The sequence below is a fragment of the Shewanella bicestrii genome (genome assembly GCF_002216875.1).
In the GTDB taxonomy this organism is placed as follows: domain Bacteria; phylum Pseudomonadota; class Gammaproteobacteria; order Enterobacterales; family Shewanellaceae; genus Shewanella; species Shewanella seohaensis.
On sequence record NZ_CP022358.1, the window covers coordinates 124,837 to 146,337 of the forward strand.

Annotated in this window: 22 protein-coding genes; 9 read left to right on the forward strand and 13 right to left on the reverse strand. The window is 49.6% G+C overall.

The features are described from left to right. Nucleotides 1–36: 36 nt before the first annotated feature. Together CF168_RS00590 and CF168_RS00595 are read right to left on the reverse strand one after the other, a co-directional pair. Nucleotides 37–1,380 carry a M48 family metallopeptidase gene (locus CF168_RS00590; protein WP_089066643.1) on the reverse strand — a complete coding sequence of 448 codons (1,344 nt, stop codon included), beginning with the start codon at nt 1,378–1,380 and terminating at the stop codon, nt 37–39. A gap of 116 nt (nt 1,381–1,496) precedes the next feature. Beyond that, nucleotides 1,497–2,111, reverse strand: coding sequence for a hypothetical protein (locus CF168_RS00595; RefSeq protein ID WP_089066644.1), 615 nt, complete (start codon nt 2,109–2,111; stop codon nt 1,497–1,499). A gap of 355 nt (nt 2,112–2,466) precedes the next feature. Between CF168_RS00595 and CF168_RS00600 the strand changes: the two genes are divergently transcribed. Next, entirely contained in the window at nt 2,467–3,063 is a 597-nt protein-coding gene (locus CF168_RS00600) for an MliC family protein (RefSeq protein ID WP_430980737.1), read from the forward strand. Nucleotides 3,064–3,065: 2 nt separating this feature from the next. Here the strand turns inward: CF168_RS00600 and CF168_RS00605 are convergent, their stop codons facing one another. Further along, nucleotides 3,066–4,055 carry a DUF481 domain-containing protein gene (locus CF168_RS00605; protein ID WP_089066646.1) on the reverse strand — a complete coding sequence of 330 codons (990 nt, stop codon included), beginning with the start codon at nt 4,053–4,055 and terminating at the stop codon, nt 3,066–3,068. Between the two features lie 123 nt (nt 4,056–4,178). Further along, nucleotides 4,179–4,799 (reverse strand): DUF3157 family protein, encoded by a 621-nt coding sequence (locus CF168_RS00610; protein ID WP_089066647.1) that lies wholly within the window; start codon nt 4,797–4,799, stop codon nt 4,179–4,181. Between the two features lie 192 nt (nt 4,800–4,991). On the opposite strand from CF168_RS00610, the gene CF168_RS00615 reads away from it, so the two are divergent. Together CF168_RS00615 and CF168_RS00620 are read left to right on the forward strand one after the other, a co-directional pair. Then, a complete protein-coding gene (locus tag CF168_RS00615; protein WP_089066648.1) occupies nt 4,992–5,375 on the forward strand; it encodes a DUF1090 domain-containing protein in 384 nt (127 codons plus the stop codon). 232 nt (nt 5,376–5,607) lie between these two features. Further along, the gene (locus tag CF168_RS00620) at nt 5,608–6,876 is read left to right on the forward strand and encodes a mechanosensitive ion channel family protein (protein ID WP_011620950.1); all 1,269 of its coding nucleotides are present in this window, start codon (nt 5,608–5,610) and stop codon (nt 6,874–6,876) included. On the opposite strand, the gene CF168_RS00625 is transcribed toward CF168_RS00620, so the two are convergent. Further along, nucleotides 6,873–7,496: a LysE family translocator gene (locus CF168_RS00625; RefSeq protein ID WP_089066649.1), complete on the reverse strand. Its 624-nt coding sequence runs from the start codon at nt 7,494–7,496 to the stop codon at nt 6,873–6,875. The two genes, CF168_RS00620 and CF168_RS00625, sit on opposite strands and share 4 nt — an antisense overlap. 25 nt (nt 7,497–7,521) lie before the next feature. Further along, complete coding sequence (locus CF168_RS00630; protein WP_086902887.1) at nt 7,522–8,082, reverse strand: lysophospholipid acyltransferase family protein; 561 nt, start codon at nt 8,080–8,082, stop codon at nt 7,522–7,524. Between the two features lie 129 nt (nt 8,083–8,211). Here CF168_RS00630 and CF168_RS00635 point away from each other — a divergent pair, with 129 nt between their 5' ends. Further along, a complete protein-coding gene (locus tag CF168_RS00635; protein ID WP_086902886.1) occupies nt 8,212–8,661 on the forward strand; it encodes a YybH family protein in 450 nt (149 codons plus the stop codon). 23 nt (nt 8,662–8,684) lie between these two features. Here CF168_RS00635 and CF168_RS00640 read toward each other — a convergent pair whose 3' ends face one another. Both CF168_RS00640 and CF168_RS00645 read right to left on the reverse strand, forming a co-directional pair. Beyond that, nucleotides 8,685–9,485, reverse strand: coding sequence for an NRDE family protein (locus tag CF168_RS00640; protein WP_089066650.1), 801 nt, complete (start codon nt 9,483–9,485; stop codon nt 8,685–8,687). A gap of 63 nt (nt 9,486–9,548) precedes the next feature. After that, a complete protein-coding gene (locus CF168_RS00645; protein ID WP_089066651.1) occupies nt 9,549–11,186 on the reverse strand; it encodes a metal transporter in 1,638 nt (545 codons plus the stop codon). 293 nt (nt 11,187–11,479) lie between these two features. On the opposite strand from CF168_RS00645, the gene CF168_RS00650 reads away from it, so the two are divergent. After that, nucleotides 11,480–12,073, forward strand: a complete 594-nt coding sequence (locus CF168_RS00650) for a YhgN family NAAT transporter (protein WP_089066652.1) — start codon at nt 11,480–11,482, stop codon at nt 12,071–12,073. A gap of 295 nt (nt 12,074–12,368) precedes the next feature. Continuing rightward, nucleotides 12,369–15,179 (forward strand): immune inhibitor A domain-containing protein, encoded by a 2,811-nt coding sequence (locus CF168_RS00655; protein WP_089066653.1) that lies wholly within the window; start codon nt 12,369–12,371, stop codon nt 15,177–15,179. A 65-nt stretch (nt 15,180–15,244) separates the two neighbouring features. Here CF168_RS00655 and CF168_RS00660 read toward each other — a convergent pair whose 3' ends face one another. Then, a complete protein-coding gene (locus tag CF168_RS00660) occupies nt 15,245–15,808 on the reverse strand; it encodes a chorismate--pyruvate lyase family protein (RefSeq protein WP_011715398.1) in 564 nt (187 codons plus the stop codon). A gap of 101 nt (nt 15,809–15,909) precedes the next feature. Here CF168_RS00660 and CF168_RS00665 point away from each other — a divergent pair, with 101 nt between their 5' ends. Together CF168_RS00665 and rlmF are read left to right on the forward strand one after the other, a co-directional pair. Next, complete coding sequence (locus tag CF168_RS00665) at nt 15,910–16,320, forward strand: flagellar basal body-associated protein FliL (RefSeq protein ID WP_089066654.1); 411 nt, start codon at nt 15,910–15,912, stop codon at nt 16,318–16,320. Nucleotides 16,321–16,380: 60 nt separating this feature from the next. Beyond that, nucleotides 16,381–17,475 carry a 23S rRNA (adenine(1618)-N(6))-methyltransferase RlmF gene (gene rlmF, locus CF168_RS00670; RefSeq protein WP_089066655.1) on the forward strand — a complete coding sequence of 365 codons (1,095 nt, stop codon included), beginning with the start codon at nt 16,381–16,383 and terminating at the stop codon, nt 17,473–17,475. Nucleotides 17,476–17,518: 43 nt separating this feature from the next. Here the strand turns inward: rlmF and CF168_RS00675 are convergent, their stop codons facing one another. Genes CF168_RS00675 through moeA form a run of 4 tightly spaced genes read right to left on the reverse strand, consistent with a single transcriptional unit; the run spans nt 17,519 to nt 20,584 of the window. Next, nucleotides 17,519–17,815, reverse strand: a complete 297-nt coding sequence (locus tag CF168_RS00675) for a putative hemolysin (protein ID WP_089066656.1) — start codon at nt 17,813–17,815, stop codon at nt 17,519–17,521. A 25-nt stretch (nt 17,816–17,840) separates the two neighbouring features. After that, a complete protein-coding gene (locus CF168_RS00680; RefSeq protein WP_089066657.1) occupies nt 17,841–18,503 on the reverse strand; it encodes a Bax inhibitor-1 family protein in 663 nt (220 codons plus the stop codon). A gap of 54 nt (nt 18,504–18,557) precedes the next feature. Further along, complete coding sequence (gene moeB / locus CF168_RS00685; protein ID WP_089066658.1) at nt 18,558–19,319, reverse strand: molybdopterin-synthase adenylyltransferase MoeB; 762 nt, start codon at nt 19,317–19,319, stop codon at nt 18,558–18,560. Nucleotides 19,320–19,330: 11 nt separating this feature from the next. Beyond that, on the reverse strand, nt 19,331–20,584 hold the full coding sequence (moeA, locus tag CF168_RS00690; RefSeq protein ID WP_089066659.1) for a molybdopterin molybdotransferase MoeA: 1,254 nt from the start codon (nt 20,582–20,584) through the stop codon (nt 19,331–19,333). Between the two features lie 328 nt (nt 20,585–20,912). Between moeA and ftnA the strand changes: the two genes are divergently transcribed. Further along, entirely contained in the window at nt 20,913–21,449 is a 537-nt protein-coding gene (gene ftnA, locus CF168_RS00695; RefSeq protein WP_011620966.1) for a non-heme ferritin, read from the forward strand. Nucleotides 21,450–21,501 lie beyond the last annotated feature (52 nt).

Below are 21,501 nucleotides of genomic sequence, written 5' to 3' on the forward strand. Positions count from 1 at the left end.
AAAGAAAAAGCGCTGCATTGGCAGCGCTTTTTGATCTTAGCCTTGGCAATCGGCAGGTAGATATTCGTCGGGAATACCGTTACTGCTACATACCCAAGTGACATTGTCTTGGTCGTCAACTTGGGGCGACAGATACACCTCATAACCTTGATAATCTCCTAAGGCTTCGCCGGCAACAAAACCAACAATCCCCTCGGAATAAAGGTTAAAGGTGGTTAGCTGCTCATCGCTAAAACCTAGCGGCTCTAACTCGGTTGGCCAGGCTTTATGGCTTTGGTAGTACTGAGCCAGCACCCCGGTAATCGGCGCTAATGATTGATGTAACTGGTCTATATGCTCGATTGCCAGTGCAGCATCGGGCACGTTAGCGGGCTCTGTGTTCATTTGCTGAGTACTGGTAGCGTAGTTGGCATCATCATAGTTAATGCTGGCTGCGCCCGCCTTCTCTTGGTATTCCTTATATGCGGGAATCGCGACCGCAGCGGCCACACCGATAATCGCGGCAAGGATGATAATCCCGCCGCCCGCCGTACCCATACGTGGCATAAACAGGCTAAATAGGTAGGCAAATACACTGCGAGAAGGCGCTGAATATACTTTACCTTGCGCGGTCGCTTGTACTCTTGCCATACGTTTTGTCAGCCATGGATAGCTGCTGTTCAGCTCATGGAAGGACATCCAAAATCCGCTCGACTCTTGGGTTTGGCGAATATATTGATCCACATTCATCCGTTTCCACTGCTCAACCCCAGCTGCTAATACGGCAACCGCATTGGTAGCCGAACGTAAGCTATTGCAGCAACGCAAGCCGTGTAAATCGCAGGTGTACTCGCAGGCGCGGGCGTAGGCGGCGCCTACTAACGGCAGCCAAGTAGCGAACACTAACAGTGGCTCTTTACCAATATGGTTACGGCGAATATGGCCAAGCTCATGGCCGATATAGAAGTTAAGGGCGTCTTTATCGGACTCGAGTGCATCCACAATCGAGGAGAACAGCACTATGTAGTTACGGCGCAGGAAGCGGGTGGCGAGGGCATTTAGCATACCATCGGCGGCTAACAGGTAGGCGCGGGGCGGTTCTTTCACCTCTAAACGCTCACAGCAGGCGAGGTATTGCTTGTGTAAGTCGGGGAACTGCTCAGGGCTGATTTCAACCGCAGTGCCCTTTAAATAGCTGATAAACGCCGAGTGGGTGAACAGATAAATGATAAAAAACATCAGCACATAAATCAGGGCGAGACCTTTGGTGGCTAAGATCAGCACGGCCCAAATCAGTCCCGAAATAATCGCTAAAATTGTAAACAGTGACTTTTCTTTCGAATAGACGGTATCGGCCATTTGAATGGGGTTGTCGTTCCCTGTACTAATCGCTTGTTCCATGTTGATCCTTTTCCTAGTGAAATAACAAAGCGGCGTGAAAATAGTCAATTTCACTAGGAAATTCAATCTCTATAACTGGAATAACCGATAATTTACCTTTAAGTGCTAAAAATGGCTTAAGGTGCCAATACGGCGGTGCCATTTTTAATCGCGTTTTGCGCCAGTTCGTAAACCTGCTTCTCGGCCACATCGACTAACGCTTGGTGCTCTTCGCCGAGTTGTTCCATCTCTTTGCCCATCACATCCATCGATGCGCTTAGGCTTTCAATTTGCGCGTTAACCTCAGCATCTTTTTCCCCGGAGGCGATATTGGCGACGAGTTTGCTGGTTTCGGCGCTGATGGCATCGCCCTTAACCTGCATTTGTTCTCCCAGACGCTGCATCTTATCTCCTTGGATTTGCATTGGGCTTACGGCCTCTTTCACCTGATTAACGAGAGCCGGATCGGTAATCACATAGCGGTTTCCGCCAGTCTTAACCCACAGATAGTCCGTTTGATACGCATTACCTTGGCGTTTGAGTTTGTTCCAATCTTGGCTCTCACCCGCGCCGATAGTGAGCTCACCATCTTGACGCACATAAATCCACGAAAAGTCAGGATAATTGCGGCTATTGATCGAGATTTGGGTGTCGCTAGATGATTGGGTGCTTGCCTGCTGTGCTGCCCAAATCCCACAGGGGATAAGTGCGAGAATCAATAAACCGCCGAATATTTTGGTGTGAGTGTTCATAATGCTTCCTTGTATAGGGATAAGTGTGATGACCTACTGGCTAGGCAGAATATGTGCCAACTAAATATTCGTTATTTATCAATTAAATAAAAATCCGTGTCCGCTTGATAAGCCTAAAGTGTCCGCACTTTGGCTGTTAATGTGTCCGCGCGATTGTCCGTTGAGTGGACACTCTTGGGATAACGTCTGTGGCTGCACTACACTTATTCGGGTTTATGAAATGTAGAGCTGCTATTGAGGGGTATTTTGCTTAAGTCAGCTTAGGTTAAGCCGAGATAGGGTTAGCTATGGACAAGAGATCGCTCGGGGTCCAGATAAAGGGAATGAAACAATGAAATTAACTAAGATAATCAATATGCAAACCGCTGCAGTGGCGGGACTTTTCGCCATGACGCTAGGCACGCCTGCGATGGCTGCAGAAAAACCGTCCTTTGATTGCAGCAAAGTGCGCGCCGGCAGTATCGAGGAGCTGGTGTGTCAGGATGAGGGCTTAATTAAGCTCGATCAACAACTTGCCGAGGTGTATACCAAGGCCACGGAAAAAGCCCAAAACGAACAACCGCCCACCCTCAAAGCCATGCAGCGAGGTTGGGTGAAGGGGCGTGATGAGTGTTGGAAGAGCGAAGATAAACGCGCCTGTGTTGAATCGACTTACCAGACGCGGATTGCCGAGTTACAGGCGCAGTATCGTTTGGTGGAAATGACAGGCCCGGTGTTTTATGCCTGCGATGGCAACCCCGCCAATGAGGTGGTGGTCAGTTACTTTAAGACTGAACCTGCCACGTTAATTGCCGAGCGTGGCGATCAAACGTCCTTGATGTTTGTTCAGCCCAGCGGCAGCGGTGCTAAGTATCAGGGCCGAAATGAGAGTCTATGGGAACACCATGGCGAAGCCAAAATCGTCTGGGGATACGAAGCGCCCGAGATGACCTGCGTAGTAAAGCCCCAATAAGCCTAGAAGTTGACTCCCAGACCTAGGGTGTAGGAGATATCCCGCGAGTGCTGCACAGTCGATTTAGTCTCATTGATGTCGTATTTGAATGAGAGGTAAATCTGCTGTGTCAGCAGATATTTAAGTCCAAATGTGGAGTCCGAAATATATTCAATGGTGGGAATATCGGGGAAGGCGATTTGCAGATCCGCATAGGTTTCTAACACGCCGTCGAACCAATACTGCTTGTAGTTGATGGTTGCAGCCCAAGCGTTTAGCTCATAGGTAAATACTTGATAATCTAGCCAGAAATGGTTGTAAGTAAGCACAAAGTCGAGCTTGTCGCGGTTGACACCCCAGAAACGATAACCGGGACCTATGGCCGCATAGTAACTGCGAATATCGAGTTCGAGGTTCTCCTCCCTAAAGTAATCTTCCTGACGCACTAACCAATGGTCACTGATCAAGTAGTCGACGCTGTAATGGGCTTCGAGGGTATTACGTTTGGTGGTTTTTTCTTCGGTCTCGTAGCGGACTTCACTCTTTAAATTATGGCGCCACTTTAAGGTTTCGGCGGTTACATCGCCCTTGGCATGCAGCTTTTGGGTGTTTTTGCTGTTATCGGTGACATCTATCGCGGCTTCGGCGCTGCCACTGTAGCGCCATTCTGACTGGTTTAAGGTCTCGGAATAGATTAATTCACTGATGGGGATTTGCCGTTGATTGACTATCACAAAGCTCTCTAAGTCAGAGGCTTGAATCGTGACTTCCTCTATCGAGCGGTTGATGCTCCAGTGCTGTGACTCACGGGTTTCAAAGCTGCGAATCGCGCTGCGTTCGATAGTGATTTTAGGGGCGTAGCTAGGTTTAATCACCAGATTCTGTTCGTCTAGTGCTTTAATTTCACCTGTGATTTTATCGCCATTGGTAAGAAACACAGTATCGGCAATCGCCGGATGGCTCAGGGCACAGAGCAAGAGGGCAAGGCTGAGATTGAGGTCGCGTTTGGGCATCTTGCATCTGGCTCACATGGGAAATTAAGGCCTGGTGGAGAGTCTAGTTTATCCTGCCCACCATAGCCGAGTGAGATGGCAAGGAGTTGAAACTCATGCTCAATTCCTTACCCGTATCTTTCATTAGCGTGAATTAATCTCAGTGATTTTGAGGTTGAGCAGTTGTTTTTGCCAACGGCTTTTATCGACACCTTCAACCCAAATGACCGGACTCTTACGCTGCTCACCTTTGCGTAGGTAAGTTTCTGGCATGCGGAAAATCGCTTCCCAGACGTCGAGCTTCTCGGTTTTGAGCAGGGTGCCATCGTCGGCAAAGAAACTGGTTTCCACTTCAACTAAGGTCACATGTTCACCGCTGGTGCTGGCAAGCTCGAAGGTCAGGCCGAGTTTATCGCCCTTCCATTGACTCTCACTGAAGGTGACTTTAATGCCATCTTTAGCGGTAGAGCCTAAGAGCTCGGGGCGCGCAATGGCGTTCGCCGTTAGTGTGGTGACAGGTTTGGCTGCTTCAACGGCCACTGGAGTGGAAGCTACGGCTGCGACGCTGGGCGCGGCGGCAACTGTGGCTACCGCAGGCGCTTCGGCGACTTTAGTCTCTGTGATGATATATTCCCAAGTGAAGTCATCTTTTAATCTGACTTGAGCGCCATTCTCTAGGGTGATGGTCGCCACATCGGCCGCCATCACAGATGAAGAGAGCAACAATAATGAGCTGAGCGCGCTGAGGCGAAATGAACTGGGCATGGTTTCTGGCTCCGATATCCGTCTGAGTCAATATTTTGCCCTAACATAAACAATTTACTGCCATTAAGTCACTGTCTAAGTCGCATTTGTACCAATAAAATCGATTTTAAATCCCGACAATACAGCTTGTGCTTGTTGGCTGTGGCACTATCAACCCAAGAGCAGTATTTCAGTCCGCTAAAGGAGATTGCCATGTTTTGTCGATATGGATGTTTGATCGCATTATTGTGCAGCGGGATTGCCACCGCGCAGGAGGATGCGCCCAAGGGCTGTGGAGCTAAACTAGCGGCGATTGAGGCACAGCTTGCCGAGGCTAAAGCGTCGGGAAATCAAAACAAGGTCAATGGATTAACAACAGCACTGGAGGCGGTTGTCGCCGATTGTGAGGATGACACCCTATACGCTGAGCGCTTAGCTAAGGTCGAGGCCAAACAGGCTAAATTAGTCGAGCGCCAAAATGAACTCAGCGAAGCCATCGCTAGTGGCCAGTCTATGGAGAAGATCAGCAAAAAACGCCAAAAGGTCGCAGAGGCGCAGGCTGAGCTGCATCAAGCCGAGGCCGAATTGGAGCAATAACGGCGGTAAAACCGAGCCGAAAGGGAACCATTGTCGACTCATGCGGCATTTTACATAGATACGCCCTTTGAGCACTGGGTCTCGGATGCTAAAATCGTTTTAAAAATATATGGTTGTGAAATATTTGTTGCACAGATGCCGCAGTCGCACGTCATGTGCTCGCAACCTTGAGCCCTTATCTTGGCATGGCTGACCTGGGCAGATAACCCAGCCGTTTTTCTAGGAGTAGATTGTGGATCAAGAAATTCGCCTTCAAATCTCGAACTGGTTATCGAGTATCGGGATCGACAGCCAACCATCCGACGGCATATCGACCAGCATTATGCTACTAGCCTGTGTGCTGGTGGCGGCCATTGCCTATTTTATTATGCGCCGTGGGGTGATCCGTGCGGTTAACATGGTGATCCTGCGCTCCAAAGCAACGTGGGACGACGTATTTATGCGTTACCGGGTGCTGGAAAAGCTGGCAATGTTAGTGCCCGCTATCGTGCTAAACCTGCTGGTGCCAATCACTTTAACCGAACATCCCGTACTCAGCAGTTTAGTCGACCGTCTATTGAGTATTTGGTTGGTGATCCTGATGATCCGCGCCATTTACGCAGGGCTCGATGCGGTTAATGAGATTTCCGATGTCAATTTGGTCAGCCGCCGCTTGCCGGTAAAAAGCTTTGTGCAGCTGATTAAACTGTTCCTGTTCTTTGTCGGTCTGATCGTGTCGATTTCCGTACTGGCGGATCAATCACCCGTGTACTTCCTCAGCGGTTTAGGTGTGGCAACGGGTTTTGTGATGTTAGTGTTCCGCGACACCATTTTAGGCTTCGTGGCGGGGATCCAGTTGGCGGCTAACCGTATGGTCAGCAAAGGCGACTGGATCCAGATGGACAAGTACGGCGCCGACGGTGCGGTAGAGGAAGTGTCCTTAACTACGGTCAAAGTGCGTAACTGGGACAAGACCATCACTATGATCCCCGCCTATGCCTTAGTGTCGGATGCGTTTCGTAACTGGCGTGGTATGTCGGAATCCGGTGGTCGCCGTATCAAGCGTGCGGTCAATATCGATATCAACAGCATTAAGTTTTTAACCGAGGAAGAGCGTAGTCGACTCAGTAAAATCAATTGCTTGAAAGAATATTTCCCCGCCAAAATCAGCGAGATCCAAGAGTCGAATGCCAAAGTGTCGGATCTGGATATGAAGGTTAATGGCCGCCATCTGACCAACGTTGGTACCTTCCGCGCTTATTTGCAGGAGTACCTGCAACGCCATGATAAAGTACACAAAGATATGACACTGATGGTGCGCCAACTGGCTCCTACGACCGAAGGTTTGCCGATTGAGATTTATATCTTCACCAATGATACACGTTGGGCTTTTTATGAGGCGATACAAGCGGATATCTTCGACCATATCTTTGCCGTATTGCCCGAGTTTGGTTTGCAGGCCTTCCAAGCGCCGACGGGCAACGATATCCGCAGTCTAAAATCGGTGAAAGTCGAGGGCTAATCTCGACTGACTAAGATGGCGGCGAGGGTGAGAAACACGCCGCCGCTAGTACGGTCAAACCAATGCAGTTTGTTGCTGGCCTTTAGGCTCGGGGCCAGCACATTGGCCATAGAGGCGTACAGCATCACAAAGCTAAAATCGACCAGCGCCCAAGTGAGGGCAAGAATCGTCAGTTGCGGCATTTGTGGGGCGGTTAAATCGATAAATTGTGGAAATAACGCCGCAAAAAACAGTAAGTCTTTAGGATTGCTGATCCCCACTAAAAATGCCTGTTTATAGAGTTGTTTAGCAGTCCCTTTTCCTTCGGTTTTCGTCACTTCCAGCTTTTGCCCCTGCGACTTGGTGAGCACGAGTTTAATGCCCAAAAACACCAGATAGGCGGCGCCGCACCATTTGAGCAAGCTAAAGCCGTATTCCGAGGCGCTGATAATGGCGCCTAATCCTGCCGCCGAAGCCGCCATCAGCACCAGCGCGGCGCTGACACTGCCAAGTCCTGTGGCTATGCTACGTTTTTTACCGAAATGAATGCCATGGGACATAGATAACATGGCGATAGGCCCGGGGGAAATCCCAATCAACACAATCGCAAAAAGATAGAGTAACCAAGTCTCGGTCTGCATGTTTTGCTCCGTAATTCCTTAGGCATTAACGTCTGTTGTCTGGCGTATAGTCGGGGATCGTTTTGGGATGACGCCCTTTAATGCTGCGGTAAAAACGGAGGATTTCCGCCATATCTTGTTCTATTTCTTTTGGTTGCAGTGGCGGCTGGATCACCACGGCCTTACGGGCAAAGTCTAAGCCCACTGGCACTATGGGTACCTGCGCCTTGGAGGCGATATGGTAGAAGCCGCATTTCCAGCGGGTCACTGGGCTGCGAGTACCTTCGGGGGCGAGCGCGAGTTTATAGTCGGGCTGAGTGGCAAACAACTGCACGGCAGCATCGACTAAATTATTGTTTTTACGCCTATCCACAGGGCTGCCACCGATAGCGCGGAAGAACCAACCCCAAGGCGGAATAAACAACTGATGCTTACCGAGGAAGTGTATACGGGTGTTTAAGGCGCCGCGGGCGAGCACGCCGATGATAAAGTCCCAGTTACTGGTGTGTGGTGCAACAATCACAATGTATTTGGCCTGAGAGGGTAACTGCCCTTGGATTTGCCAGCCTGAAATTTTGAGTAGCCAGCGGCATAAATGTGTAAACATAATTTGGTGCTCAGAGTCGAAAAATGAATAATATCATCAGCTTTTTTTAATTATAAATCGGCTTTGACAAGATAGTCTGCGCCAATTTGGTTATAGTACAGTCTAACCTGATAGTTGGGGAGCGATACTATGTTGCGACAGGGATTGATGAAAAAACACATTTTACAGTGCCTCGCGGTACTGATGTTGCTGTTTGTCGGGCAGGTGAGTGCGGTGCCGACGGATGACATTGCCCAAATGCTAAAAGGTCAGGAAGATGCGTGGAACCGCGGCGATCTTGACGCTTACATGCAGGGTTATTGGAAGAGCGAACAGCTTAGATTTGTCTCTAATGGAAAGTTTCGTTACGGCTGGGATGAAACCCTTGCCGCCTACAAGAAAAACTATCCGAATAAAGAGGCTTTAGGTGAGCTGAAGTTCACCATCAAAGAAATCAAAATGCTTAGTAACTACGCCGCTATGGTCGTAGGACGTTGGGATTTAAAGCGGCAAAAGGATGCGCCCACGGGGGTGTTTACCCTGCTGGTGGAAAAAATTGATGACCGCTGGGTGATCACTATGGACCACAGTTCGGACTGATAAACTGATCTCGGACGAGCAAGCTAAAAGTGGGCGAGACAGTCCGGTTCTTTAGGTAATTGCGACGGCAGGGTAAAGTGGAAATCCTGCTGTCCCAGTCGTCGGCCCTTACCGTCATATCTTACCTCGGTAAACTGGACTTCCCCTTGGGCATTTTGCAGTAAAATGCTAGTGGAGCGGGTGCCATAGTCGGGGTGACGAATATAAATTGCCGCGAGTCGGCGTTCCCACTCTAGTCCGACGCCAGTGTCGGGGAGCTCGTTATCCTCTGGCCGCGAATCATCCTGCATCAATTGAATGAGCGACTCCAGCTCAAGCGGCCCCGATTGTTGGATGAGGGCCTCGAGCGAGCGTTGACCTTTAGCCATTTTCGGCCAGATATCATCGAGCGCGCCATTGCTTATGGCGTGGAATCCTGCTGTGAGTTTTACCGTTTCTTGCTTAAGACTATTAAAGCAATAGAGATTAGTGCCTTGGCCAAATACGAGGTTAAATGGTTGATAATCTTCGGCGTGCTCCTCAAGCCAATTTGGGCAGATAAGCGAACCCGAGCTTAAGGCTTTAATGATCAGCTCACCGCGGCTGCGCATCGGCTCTTGGGATTTTTGCGCCACCCTTAGGTTAGTGACTCCCGCAATTTGCCCCTGCTTATTTATCCCAAACCAAGTACCTCCCGCCTGCAAATCTTTGCCCGCGAGCATATTCTGCTCCGGTGGCCAAAATTGTGCTGGTGCTGTGGGTCTGTGGTGAAACTCATCCCGATTGGCGCAAATGATCAGCGGATACTGGGGATGTGTTTTAAGGGCGACAAAGAGTATGCACATAACAGGCTAAATTAATCCTAGGAGTAGGATTAACTTAGCCTGTCTGTGATCAAATGAACAGTGCTAGTGATGGTGCTTATTTGCATCGCTATGGCTGTGGCCGCCACTCTGATGTGAATGAGAGTGTGTATGGCCGTGACTATGGGCGGTTTCTGCTGCCGAGGCATGCGCGTGTGCATGATCATGGCCGTGCTTATGACCATGGCTAGCCGGTTTTAACATCATCAAGCGGCGTAAGAACTTGCGTGGCCCTAGGCGTAGTAAGCTCGCGGCAAATAAGCCTGATAGAACCAGCAAGGCGGCCAAGTTAATCGCCTCGGGCAAGGTGATTAAAGAGAACCACATAGGTAACCTGATAGCGGCAACGAGTGCGACGGCAATTATCGCCAGTAAAACACCGCGCTGTGGCCAGCTCATGAGTTTAAGTTGGGCGATATTCAGTACGGGCGCTGCAATCAGAGGCAGTATGATGGCAATAGGGCTCCAGCCGCTGTAGGCGAGGGCAATCGACAGTACTGCTGCACCTAAATTACAAAAGCGCATAGGTAAAAAGACCAACAAGAGTACGGCAATCTGCAACATAGGATTGCTTAACGGTACCGAAGGATGGCCGATCAGATTGACTAGCACTAGGTTGAGGAGCACCCAAGGGGCACTGCGATCAACCAGATGGGCAAAGCCGAAGCGCAGCGCATTGTTGGGCAACTTACTGTGGGGATCGGTTATCTCGACCCGAGCATGAGCCAGATAAGCACTCATAATAAACGCCACGAGTAGTTGGAATAGCGTCAGCCAAGGGCCAAGCAGTAGCGCGGTGAGCACAAGCGCCTCTGGGCCCGCTAAGCGTTGGAACCAACGGCGAGCGAGGCTGTTATCCTGCGGAGTTAACCCTAGTTGGAATCGCAGCGCGGCCGCGGCATAGCTGAGTAAAAGTACCGGCGCTATGGTCATTAACCAAGTGGTTAGCTGTTCAGTGCTGTGATCGTGGTGGGCATGTTCATGGCCGCCAGAATCCATCAGTAACAGCACCATCAACAATCCAATCCCCAGTAAACTGCCGATACCGGCCTGATATTCATACTGGCCTTGCTTATCAGTGTCGTGTTGACCATGGGGTTGATGCAGCACGACGTGCAGGATTGAACCTGTCACAAAGGCTTGTAAATAAACGGTATTATCTAAACTGAGTTGGGATAATAATTGTTCGCCCGCGAAATAACCCACGCCTGTGAGCAGCATCATGGCGACTAATACTAAACTCGCCCAACGGGTGCCGACTTGAGGTTTGAGTAACCACCAAATGGCGAGACCTACGGGCAGGCGATGCAATATCACCCCGAGCGCTAATAGGCTGGAATTGCCATCTTGCTGCGCCAGCACCATAGCGCCGCCATCTGTGATGGTATGCAGTAAAAGACCGCCAATCCCGAGTGATAGGGTGAGATTATGGGTGATCTCCGAGTAGCGATGGAATAAGCGTTCGCTGGCGGTCGGTCCCCAGAGGCCGAGGACGACAAAGACGATGGCCAATAGGCCGCCATGCTCGAGCAATTCAGGCAAAATATGGATCAGCACTAGCCCGCCTAAAGAGACGAAGATAAAGCCATCGAGTCCCTTCTGTAAGCCGCTGCCCGATGAAAAGTAGCGATAAAACAGTGGTCCGATTAATAGTGCGATACAGCTAGCGAGAAGATAGAGCATGGATTCCACGAATTTTGCTGAAAAAACGCCATAGTATACCAGTTGTAATCAAAATGAGCAGCGACTTACTGGCAATTTACTAAAGTGACATTTACTTATCATTGCAGGCGCAGAAATCCCTTTAACGCTCGAGGGCGTAAACTCAGTGCGCTTGGTATTTGTCGGAGGGAAATTGACAATGGCATGCTGGCTTAGGGCCATCATTAGGAATTTTATAGATAATTTTTCACATCTGTAACGCGAAAAAGTTATACAATATCGGCTCATGTTGGCTTGGGTGTTGATAACGTTAAATGGATATATTTTCTGCTGCGGTAATGTTGTTTTTGATCATGGATCCCCTCGGTAATTTACCGATTTTTGCGTCGATTTTAAGGCATATCGACCCGAAAAAGCGCCGTAGGGTTTTGATCCGTGAGCTGATTTTCGCATTATTGATCATGTTGGCCTTCCTGTATGCCGGCGAAGCCATCCTCAGTTTCTTAAATCTGCGTTCCGAGTCAGTCAGTATTGCTGGCGGGATTATTCTATTCCTGATCGCCATTCGAATGATTTTCCCTCAGCCGGGCGGCGTGGTGGGTCTTGCGGCGGGAGAGGAACCCTTTATCGTCCCTATGGCCATTCCTTTGATGGCGGGGCCATCGATTCTGGCTGCGCTTATTTTACTCGCGCACACCGACAGCACTCGCATGGGTGACTGGACGATAGCGCTAGTGTCTGCGTGGGGAGCGAGTGCGGTTATCCTTATGTTCTATAAGCTCTTTACCCGTATGCTGGGTGAAAAAGGCTTAACGGCAGTTGAGCGCTTGATGGGGATGGTACTGGTGATGATATCAGTGCAAATGTTCCTCGATGGGGTTTCAAACTATATGAAAACCGCCAGCTAAACCCAGCTCTGTTTTGCAAGAACCGCATTGACGCCCGTTAATGCGGTTTTTTTATGCCTAAGGGGCGATGAGGCCTGTTTGCTGAATAACGGCTGACAAAACATAAAAAGAACCCCATCTCTGAATGTATCAAGTTGTTACGCAAAAGTAGTCCTGATATGGTTTTACATCCCTCGAAAGTGGGGAAGGTATTCAAGATAGCGAGCCGCTAAAAACAAACTTGCCATAGAGCAAATAGGCACTAGCCTTAGAAAATAGCTTGGCTACAGCGCACATTGTGACGGAAGGAAGAGTAATGCGAAGTTCAAAAAGTATCACAGCGTTAGGATTGATGTTGGCCTTGGTGTGTGGCGCTAGTATTGCGGCGCCCAATCATACGCCAGCGGATGCAGGGGTCATCAATAAAGAAAGGATCCTTTATTGGTTGATCAAGCGGGGTGAAGTCTCCGCGGATGCCAGCGACAGCGTTAAGCAAGCGGCCGTTGAAGCCTATATTGCCCGTGCCAGCCTAGCCCAGCCCAAAGAGCCGAGAATGGTGGTAGAGGCCGAGCATGACAGGCTGCAAAAAGCCAAGTCGACGGCGATGATGCGCGCGCCTGCACAGCGGGTGTTAGCGGATGCCGACGTGACCAAAACGGTGAAGGTATTAACCGTTCTAATTGATTTTCCTGATTTAAAGTATAACAACAATGGTTTAACGGCGAGTGATACCGACATGTATTACTCCAGTTACCCTGCGTCCCACTATAAAAATTTACTCTTCTCCACCACAGGTTTTAATGGTCCTCAAGGGCAAACCTTAGACTCGGCCTATCAATATTACCAAGCTGTTTCGGGCAAGACTTTCTTCTTCACGGGAGATGTGAAAGGTTGGTACACCGCGAGCCAAAATGCCGATTACTATGGCGCGAATGATGCCGATACAGGTAGCGATGCTAATGTGACTGAGCTGGTTAAAGAGGCGGTGAGCCAAGCGGTAGCCAATATGTCTGCGGCGGAGCTCGCAACCTATGATATTGAAGATCCATACGATTTTAATGATAACGGCAATCTAAATGAGCCCGATGGCATAATTGACCATGTGATGATTTTCCACTCGAGTATTGGGGAAGAGACAGGGGGCGGCAAATTAGGGGATAGCGCGATTTGGTCGCACCGTTACTACGTTGACCAAAGCACGCAAGGTTATAGCCTACCTGGGTCGTCCAAAAAACTCTTTGGTTACACCATACAACCAATCGATGCGGCAACCGGGGTATGTACCCATGAGTTTGGCCATGATCTGGGTTTACCCGATGAATATGACACTACGGATAACACCAACAAAGATGGTTCCCCTGTCGGTTTTTGGTCTTTAATGTCGGGTGGTAGCTGGACCGGCGCTCTTGCGGGAACTAAGCCTAGCGGTTTTAGCCCCTATGCACGCTCCTATTTGCAGACAAAATATAAAGGTAAATGGCTGAATGAGCGTGAAATCAGCTTAGACAGCATTCCTAAATCTGGCATGGAGGTGACACTGAACCAAGCGTCAAATCAAGACCTAGTGAATCAGGTGTCGATTCCTCTCCCTGCAGCTCCGATTGCCTTTAAAGCACCCTATCAAGGGAGTTATCAGTATTACTCTGGCCAAGGCGATATGCTGAGCAATAGCATGAGCTTTACGGCAAATTTACCGGCGACGAGTGAAAAACTCACGCTTGCGATGCAGGCGAGTTGGGAAATTGAAGCCGACTACGACTATATGCAGGTCAAAGTGAACGGCGTGGCGATGGCGGGCAATTACACTAAGTCCGTCAATGCGATTAACAGTGCTCGACATATTATTACGGGTAAATCATCGAGTATTTCGACCGCAGTAGGCAGTGATGCTTGGGTAGGATTGGAATATGATTTATCAGCCTACGCTGGTAAAGCTGTGACGATTGAATTTACCTATGTGACCGATGAAGCCGCTATCGAGTCCGGTATCACTATCGACAACATCAGCATTAAGCAAGGTGCAACTGAGCTATATGCCGATAATGCCGAGGTTGCGGGTAAAGCCACTCTGGCAGGTTACAATCGTATTACCGACACTCGTCCAGGTCCTGCATCCCGTTATCTTATCCAGTTACGCAGTCATAATGGTGTCGATGCCGGATTGAAGGACGAAGGTTTTGATCCCGGAGTACTCCTGTGGTTAGAGGATTTTAGTTACCAGGATAACAATGTGTCTGATCATCCTGGCCATAGTTTGATTGGGGTAATTGATGCGGATCAGAATAGGATTAGCGCTGGTTCTACTGATGTGCAAATCCGTGATGCAGCCTTTAGCACAGTAAGACAAACGGCTTACAAGGGCGACACCAATCTTAGCCCTGTGAGTCTGTTTGACGATAGTTTAGATTACAGTGCACCGCTGCAACCTCAAGCGGGTATGGTGTTGCAAAAACTGGGTTTGACGATGCAAGTGGTCTCTCAAGCCAGTGATAACAGCACTGCGGTGATCCGTTTAGCCAATGCGAATGCCGATCCAGCGTTAACTCCCTTAACGGCGGCAATCAATCTGAGCCAAAGTGGCTTAACCGCCACTGTGGCTGCTGTGGTTGATGGTGGTGAAGGCGCTTATACTTATGCTTGGGATTTTGGCGTTGCGGGAGCGACCAGCACTTCAGCGTCGGCAACTTATACCTACGCGAATGCAGGAACCTATACGCTGACCTTAACGGTAACCGATGCCAAAGGCGCGAGCGTTACGGTGACGAAAACACTTGTGGTGAGCTTGCCCTTAACTGCTGGTTTTAGTGCCAGAGCCAACCAGCTCACGGCGAACTTTAGCAACACCTCTGCAGGTGGCGTTGGTAGCCTAAGTTATACATGGAACTTTGGCGATGGCACCTCAAGCACTTCGGCATCGCCAACCCACGCTTACACTCGCGCGGGCACTTACACTGTCACGCTGACGGTGAAAGATACTCAAAACGCTACCGCAAGCAGCAGTTCAAGCGTTACCGTGACAGCACCAACCACGCCTGCTGAAACATCGAGTGGCGGCGGTGGTGGCAGTCTAGGTTGGCTGAGTCTGATGCTGCTCGGTTGCTTTGCGTGGCGCCGTCAGCACAAATAAGCGGATATGTTTACGAAAAATGCCTCTGATATAGAGGCATTTTTGTTTTAGCGTAGAGGTTAGGACTATAGCCTAGCCATCGCTTGCACCGCGGCCGGGAGGAACATTTCGCTGACAAACATTTCCTCCTCGTCATGGTGGAAATATCGGCGGCGTCCCCAGAGCTCGTGTTCGACGTTTTGCGCTAAACTCTGAGCGAGTTGGGCGAGGCGACTGTCGGTGGTAAAGCGGGCTATTTCGATGCGACCGGGCACAAAACTGTCTTGGCTAAACAATAATTCGCCCAGAGGACGTGTACCTAGGCCTAAAAAATCGGCTTGGCGGGTCGATAATAAAGATTGCGGGATCAAGGTTCTAGCAAATACCCAAGGCACAGAATCGAGGCAGAGTAAGACTTCTCGCACCCAAACGGCATTTTGCTTGGGATATTCGCCTTCGAGCGGGGCACATTGGCCTTCACCGAGGATTTTGACTTCGAACTTATCACAACAGCCCTTGAGCTTTTGTGTCAGGCTTCCCGGTGCCAGCAACCATTCTTTAAGGGGAGAAGAGGGAAGATTTTTGGCGTTATCGGCACAAAACCATTGAATAGATTCGCCATAGGGGAAGCTTAAGCTGGTCACATTCATTAAATACTCGTTACAATATAAGCAAACGTCGGCAGTCTACCAGATAGATTGGGAAGTTTCTTCCATTGACCATTATTGTTTTTAGGGAGCTGTAAACCGCGATGAAAAAATTATTATCAGCCTGCCTGATCTTATTCAGTGTTGTATTGAGTGCATATGCGGCCGACGAGAAAGAAGCGACTCCCGCAGGGGATTACGCTTACTACGGTTTCGAACCCGAAATCGTGACTAACTATATTTCAAACCGCAAAAAACTGGGGTTTGTGAAGATCAGTGTCGAGCTGATGGTAAAAAATCCCGATGATCTCGTCATCGTCGAGCGCCACGATCCGCTGCTGCGCGCCGCGATTATCGAAGTGCTGGGTAATCAGGCCGAAGAAAAGATTAAGTCCCTCACTGGCCGTGAAGAAATCCGCCGTGAGTGCTTCGATATGGTGAATAATCTGCTGACCAAAGAGGTGGGTAAACCCTTAGTGGTCAACCTACTGTTTACCTCCTATCTTTACGATTAATTCCGCCAATATGTTTGAGGGCTGATCCTTGGATTAGCCCGCCCTTGTTGATAAGTCATTATGCCTAAACCCGCCATTAAAACTGCCGCAAAACCAGCGACGTCATCCGCAGGTAAACGGGGTAAGCCAAGCACGCCCAAATCGGTAGCCAAGCCCAAAATTGCCAATCCGAAAACGGCCAGCAAGCCCAAAGTAAAGCATGGCGAGAAGAAGCGCTTACATCCGCGTAATTTGCACATTAATGGTTATGACTTTCCGGCCCTAATGGCGAGTTATCCCAAGCTAAAAGTCTTTGTTCGGCCCACGCCCTATGGCGACTTGTCTATCGATTTTGCCGACCCCTTAGCGGTAAAAACTCTGAATGCGGCTCTCTTGCAACATCATTATGGGTTGGCATTTTGGGATATTCCCAAGGGCGCGTTGTGCCCGCCAATTCCAGGGCGGGTCGACTATCTGCATTACTTGGCCGATCTGTTATTTGAGGGCGGCAAAGTTAAGCGCGCTGCGGCTATCCGTGCCTTAGATATAGGCACTGGGGCGAATGGCGTTTATGCCATCCTAGGTCATCAAGTGTATGATTGGCAGTTTGTCGCCTCGGATATTAATCCTCAGTCGCTTACCAATGTGCAGCGGATTATCGACAATAACCCGAGTTTGCAGGGGCACTTATCCTTAAGGCGGCAGCAGGATGACAAGGCGGTCTTTAAGGGGATTATTCAAGCTTCTGATCGCTTCGAGCTAACCCTGTGCAATCCTCCCTTTCATGGCTCGTTAAAAGAAGCGAGTGAAGGCTCGCTGCGTAAGGTGCGTAATCTGCAACTTAATCGGGGTGAGCAGCCGAAAGCGACCAGCGCGACCTTAAACTTTGGTGGTCAGGCGGCGGAGTTATGGTGCCAAGGGGGAGAAAAGCAATTTTTAGCCACTATGATCTGCGAGAGCCAAGTATTTGCCGAGCAGTGTTTGTGGTTTACCAGCTTAGTGTCGAAGCAGGAGAATCTAAAGCCCTGTTATCAGGCTTTGGAAAAGTTGGGTGTCGATACCGTTAAAACCATTGAGATGCAGCAGGGCAATAAGGTCACTCGGGTGCTCGCATGGAGTTTCCATTCGCAGGCTAAACGTTTGCAGTGGCGAAATCAGATAGTTAGCGAGATATAAAACAACAGGCGCCGAGTGCGCCTGTGTTTTTAGTCAGCCTCAATTACTGGGCTTTTTCCTGTGGATGGTCACGGCGAAATAGCGCCCACTCATCAATTTTTTCACCGCTTGGCAAAGTACAGACACCCTGTTCACCTTCAGCAGTCTTTTGGATTTCCGAGGTGCCGCCCAGTGAGACGCAATATTCGGCGGCTGGATTGGCGATTTTCACTTTAGTCGCTGCTTTAGCTTCAGTTTTTACTTCGGCGGGCGCTTGGGTTGCTGGCTCAGTTTTGTCGCCGCAGCCGGCTAAGCTGCCGCACATAATCAGGCCGATTAACAGTGGTGATGTTAACTTCATGCTGTTTTCCTTGTCGTTGAGTGACTTATTTACGTCCTAAAATCCGCAGGATACGCAGAAATAGGTTGATGATATCCATGTATAACGCGGCGGCGCTGTCGACGGCATTATCGATGGTTTTAGGGATCTGATTCGCGCGTCCCCAGTCGTAGCCAATATAGCCGCAGAAAATGAGCACAACTATCCAATCCAAAATGCCGTGGTGGGTTTTAAAGATAAATATTTCAACCAGTTCAACTACTATCACCAGCAAGAGTGCCATAGTCAGCACCCCTGCAATTTTTTGGAAGAAGGCCGGAAACAGCGTCCCCAAACACATCATGGCGATAGTCACTAGGCCCGTTATCCGAATCGCTTCGGTCACCAGCTCGGGGTCGTACTGGCTGACGACCATATTAATGATCAAACCGAAGGGCACGACCACAAAGTTGTAGCCGATAAAGCTGACGAGGGGATTGCTCGAACTTTGAAATAAGTAAATCCCAAAGAAACAGGAGGCGAAATAACCGATAAAGAAAATCCACGGGTTAACGCTGGCAATCGCTTCGGGGTCGATATGGCTGACCATCATATAGTTCACGGCGAAACCCCAGAGCAGGGTTAAGCCAATCACTAAATTATAAAGACCCGCGCCAATGAGAGTGTCATCGGTAATGCGGCGGTCGAATACGCTGTTTTCAGAATCCATTGATTTTTATATCCTTAATTGTAGAAAGCGTGCTAAGTGGTGAAGGTTACTCTGTTACTCACCACAAATCATGCAGTGGGGTTGTTTAGGGAGTTTCATTTCGCGAAATTCCATGGTCATGGCATCGATCATCAATATTCGTCCTGCGAGTGTTTTGCCCATTCCCGCAATAACTTTAATGGCTTCGACGGCCTGTAAGCAGCCGACCATGCCCACTACGGGGGCGAGAATGCCCGACTCGACACAGCTGAGTTGTTGCTCGCCAAAGAGTGAACTAAAGCAATGATAACAAGGTGTTTGTGCTTGATAGTCGAAGACGGTAACCATGCCTTCCATACGAATCGCAGCGGCCGAGACCAGCGGGATCTTGTGCTTAAAACAGCTCTGATTTAACTGCTCACGCACACTGACATTATCGGTGCAATCGACCACGATACTGTGGCTGGCGACTAAGGCGTCGATCTCATGGTCATCCAATACCGCATTGATGGTATTGATTTTAACGTGAGGATTGAGCCGATTAAGGCTCTGCTTGGCCGACTCGACCTTAGGTTGGCCGATAGTCGCATCCTGGTGCAGCACTTGGCGCTGTAGGTTAGAGAGTTCGACCGTATCGAAATCCACTAAAGTTAGCTCGCCAATGCCTGCAACGGTTAGATATTGCCCCGCCGCGCAGCCTAAACCGCCGGCGCCAATCATCAAGACTTTGGCGAGTTTTAAGCGCTCTTGGCCATCGATATCCATCGCTTTGATTGAGATTTGGCGACTGTAGCGGGTGAGTTCGCCGTCGCTGAGGATCTCTAGTTGTTCATTCATCGAGGCGCACCTTAGCAGAGCACTGAATTAAAAGGTTCAACCGTCACTTGCGTGCCCACAGCCGTGTCACCTTGGAATTGCTCCAGCAGCACGAAACAATTCGCCAGACTCATAGAGGTCAACATGCCCGAACCTTGGCTGCCCGTGATGGCCACTTCCAATTCGCCCTGTGCATTGCGGGATAAAATGCCGCGCTGATACTCGACGCGGCCGGGCTGTTTACGCACTGGGGTTGTCAGTGTGGCGGATAGCATCAGTGGCGCTTTCGGGGTTAAGCCCTGCATCTTATTCAGAATAGGCCACACCAACTTGTAGAAGGTCACCATGGAAGACACAGGATTGCCCGGTAAACCGCAGAATACCGCCTTGCCTATGCGTCCCATGGCGAAGGGTTTACCCGGTTTAATAGCGAGTTTCCAGAAGGTAATTTTGCCTTCTTCATCAAGTATTTGTTTGGTGAAGTCAGCTTCACCGACCGAGACGCCGCCCGAGGTTAGCACCATATCCGCTTGGCTTGCGGCATGGCGGAATGCGTGACGAATCGCCTCTGGGTCATCGGCTATCACGCCTAAATCCAGCCATTCCACATTGGCGCGGCTGAGTAAACCTTGGATGGAATAACGGTTCGAATCGTAAATTTGTCCCGGCGCTAAGTCACTACCGACAGGGCGTAGTTCATCGCCTGTGGAGAAAAACGCCACCTTGAGTTGGCGGTATACCCGCACTTGACTCACGCCAATGGTGGCGAGTACTCCAAGTTCTGCGGCTTTAATTTCGATGCCCGCTTTCAGCACTTTGGTGCCTTGTAGCAATTCTTCACCACGGCAGCGAACATTGGCGCCCTTAGCCTTAGGGTGATTGATTTGGATTTGGTTGCCCTGTGCTTGGGTCTCTTCCTGCATTTGCACTGTGTCATAACCCGCGGGCACCGGCGCGCCCGTCATAATGCGCACGCAGGAGTGAGGGGTGATTTCACCTTCAAAACCATGGCCCGCGAAGGAACTGCCAATCAGTGTCAGCGTGGTTTGATTGGTGTCAGTCGCTAAATCGGCAAAGCGAAAGGCGTAGCCGTCCATCGAAGAGTTATCGAAGGGCGGTAAATCGATACAAGAGGCCAAATCCTCCGCTAAAACGCGGCCAAGCGCGTGGGGAAGAGTAACGACTTCTGTGTCTGACACTGGGCTAACCTGCTCAAGCAGAAGGGGAATGGCTTGATCTGGATGCATTAAGCTAGGTTGCGAACAAGGATCGGCTTTCACGGACATCGGGTCTTCCTTATGGGCAAAAGATTGGGCAAATATGGGGGCTATTATGCCACGCTGTGCTTGCTTGGCTATGATCTGCATAGGAGTTTATGTGATTTGTCAGACAGTTTCCCCCTTAAGTGTTGCCTAAGGTGAATCCTTCTACTCTGTGATTTTGCACTACAGCTCAGGCGGCGCTAAACGCGAGTCGATGAACAAATGAAAATCATTTTTATCAACTAATCATTAACTTAGCTCAATAAACAAAGGTAAATTTTGTTGCTTTTGGTGACGCCCTTCATGACAATGTGTGCCAAGATTTCAGTTCGAATGCCCAAGAGGATTAACTATGCTGTCTGCAACCATGATCGAAAAGTTGAATGAACAAATTAATATGGAGTTCTTCTCCTCTAATTTATACCTGCAAATGAGTGCATGGTGTGAAGATCAAGGCTTTGAAGGCGCAGCAAAATTTATGCGCGAACATGCGGATGAAGAGATGGGCCACATGCGTCGTTTGTTCACTTATGTGAGCGAAACCGGCGGCTTACCGCTACTGGGTGCAATTGAAGCGCCGCAGTCGCAGTTTGATTCGCTGCTGGCGTTATTCGAGCTGACCTATGAACACGAGCAACTGATCACTAGTAAGATCAATGCCTTGGCTCATGCTGCCTTTTCAAACCAAGATTATTCGACCTTCAATTTCCTGCAATGGTATGTGGCCGAGCAGCACGAAGAAGAAAAGCTGTTTAAGTCGATTGTCGATAAGATCCGTTTAGTGGGCGAAGATGGTAAAGCACTGTTCTTTATCGATAAAGATTTAGCTAAGTTGGCATCAAAGGGCGGTGAGAGCATTATGAACCCCCAAAGCCAGCCGCAGGCCTAAGCGCCATTGTGATGATAAAAAAGCAGCCTAGGCTGCTTTTTTATTGGCGATC

Excerpts from the sequence above, each read along its gene's own strand:
- CF168_RS00590 (WP_089066643.1), bottom strand. The coding sequence starts at position 1,380 with ATGGAACAAGCGATTAGTACAGGGAACGACAACCCCATTCAAATGGCC.
- CF168_RS00595 (WP_089066644.1), bottom strand. The coding sequence starts at position 2,111 with ATGAACACTCACACCAAAATATTCGGCGGTTTATTGATTCTCGCACTT.
- CF168_RS00600 (WP_430980737.1), top strand. The coding sequence starts at position 2,467 with ATGCAAACCGCTGCAGTGGCGGGACTTTTCGCCATGACGCTAGGCACG.
- CF168_RS00605 (WP_089066646.1), bottom strand. The coding sequence starts at position 4,055 with ATGCCCAAACGCGACCTCAATCTCAGCCTTGCCCTCTTGCTCTGTGCC.
- CF168_RS00610 (WP_089066647.1), bottom strand. The coding sequence starts at position 4,799 with ATGCCCAGTTCATTTCGCCTCAGCGCGCTCAGCTCATTATTGTTGCTC.
- CF168_RS00615 (WP_089066648.1), top strand. The coding sequence starts at position 4,992 with ATGTTTTGTCGATATGGATGTTTGATCGCATTATTGTGCAGCGGGATT.
- CF168_RS00625 (WP_089066649.1), bottom strand. The coding sequence starts at position 7,496 with ATGCAGACCGAGACTTGGTTACTCTATCTTTTTGCGATTGTGTTGATT.
- CF168_RS00630 (WP_086902887.1), bottom strand. The coding sequence starts at position 8,082 with ATGTTTACACATTTATGCCGCTGGCTACTCAAAATTTCAGGCTGGCAA.
- CF168_RS00635 (WP_086902886.1), top strand. The coding sequence starts at position 8,212 with ATGTTGCGACAGGGATTGATGAAAAAACACATTTTACAGTGCCTCGCG.
- CF168_RS00640 (WP_089066650.1), bottom strand. The coding sequence starts at position 9,485 with ATGTGCATACTCTTTGTCGCCCTTAAAACACATCCCCAGTATCCGCTG.
- CF168_RS00645 (WP_089066651.1), bottom strand. The coding sequence starts at position 11,186 with ATGCTCTATCTTCTCGCTAGCTGTATCGCACTATTAATCGGACCACTG.
- CF168_RS00650 (WP_089066652.1), top strand. The coding sequence starts at position 11,480 with ATGGATATATTTTCTGCTGCGGTAATGTTGTTTTTGATCATGGATCCC.
- CF168_RS00655 (WP_089066653.1), top strand. The coding sequence starts at position 12,369 with ATGCGAAGTTCAAAAAGTATCACAGCGTTAGGATTGATGTTGGCCTTG.
- CF168_RS00660 (WP_011715398.1), bottom strand. The coding sequence starts at position 15,808 with ATGAATGTGACCAGCTTAAGCTTCCCCTATGGCGAATCTATTCAATGG.
- CF168_RS00665 (WP_089066654.1), top strand. The coding sequence starts at position 15,910 with ATGAAAAAATTATTATCAGCCTGCCTGATCTTATTCAGTGTTGTATTG.
- rlmF (WP_089066655.1), top strand. The coding sequence starts at position 16,381 with ATGCCTAAACCCGCCATTAAAACTGCCGCAAAACCAGCGACGTCATCC.
- CF168_RS00675 (WP_089066656.1), bottom strand. The coding sequence starts at position 17,815 with ATGAAGTTAACATCACCACTGTTAATCGGCCTGATTATGTGCGGCAGC.
- CF168_RS00680 (WP_089066657.1), bottom strand. The coding sequence starts at position 18,503 with ATGGATTCTGAAAACAGCGTATTCGACCGCCGCATTACCGATGACACT.
- moeB (WP_089066658.1), bottom strand. The coding sequence starts at position 19,319 with ATGAATGAACAACTAGAGATCCTCAGCGACGGCGAACTCACCCGCTAC.
- moeA (WP_089066659.1), bottom strand. The coding sequence starts at position 20,584 with ATGTCCGTGAAAGCCGATCCTTGTTCGCAACCTAGCTTAATGCATCCA.
- ftnA (WP_011620966.1), top strand. The coding sequence starts at position 20,913 with ATGCTGTCTGCAACCATGATCGAAAAGTTGAATGAACAAATTAATATG.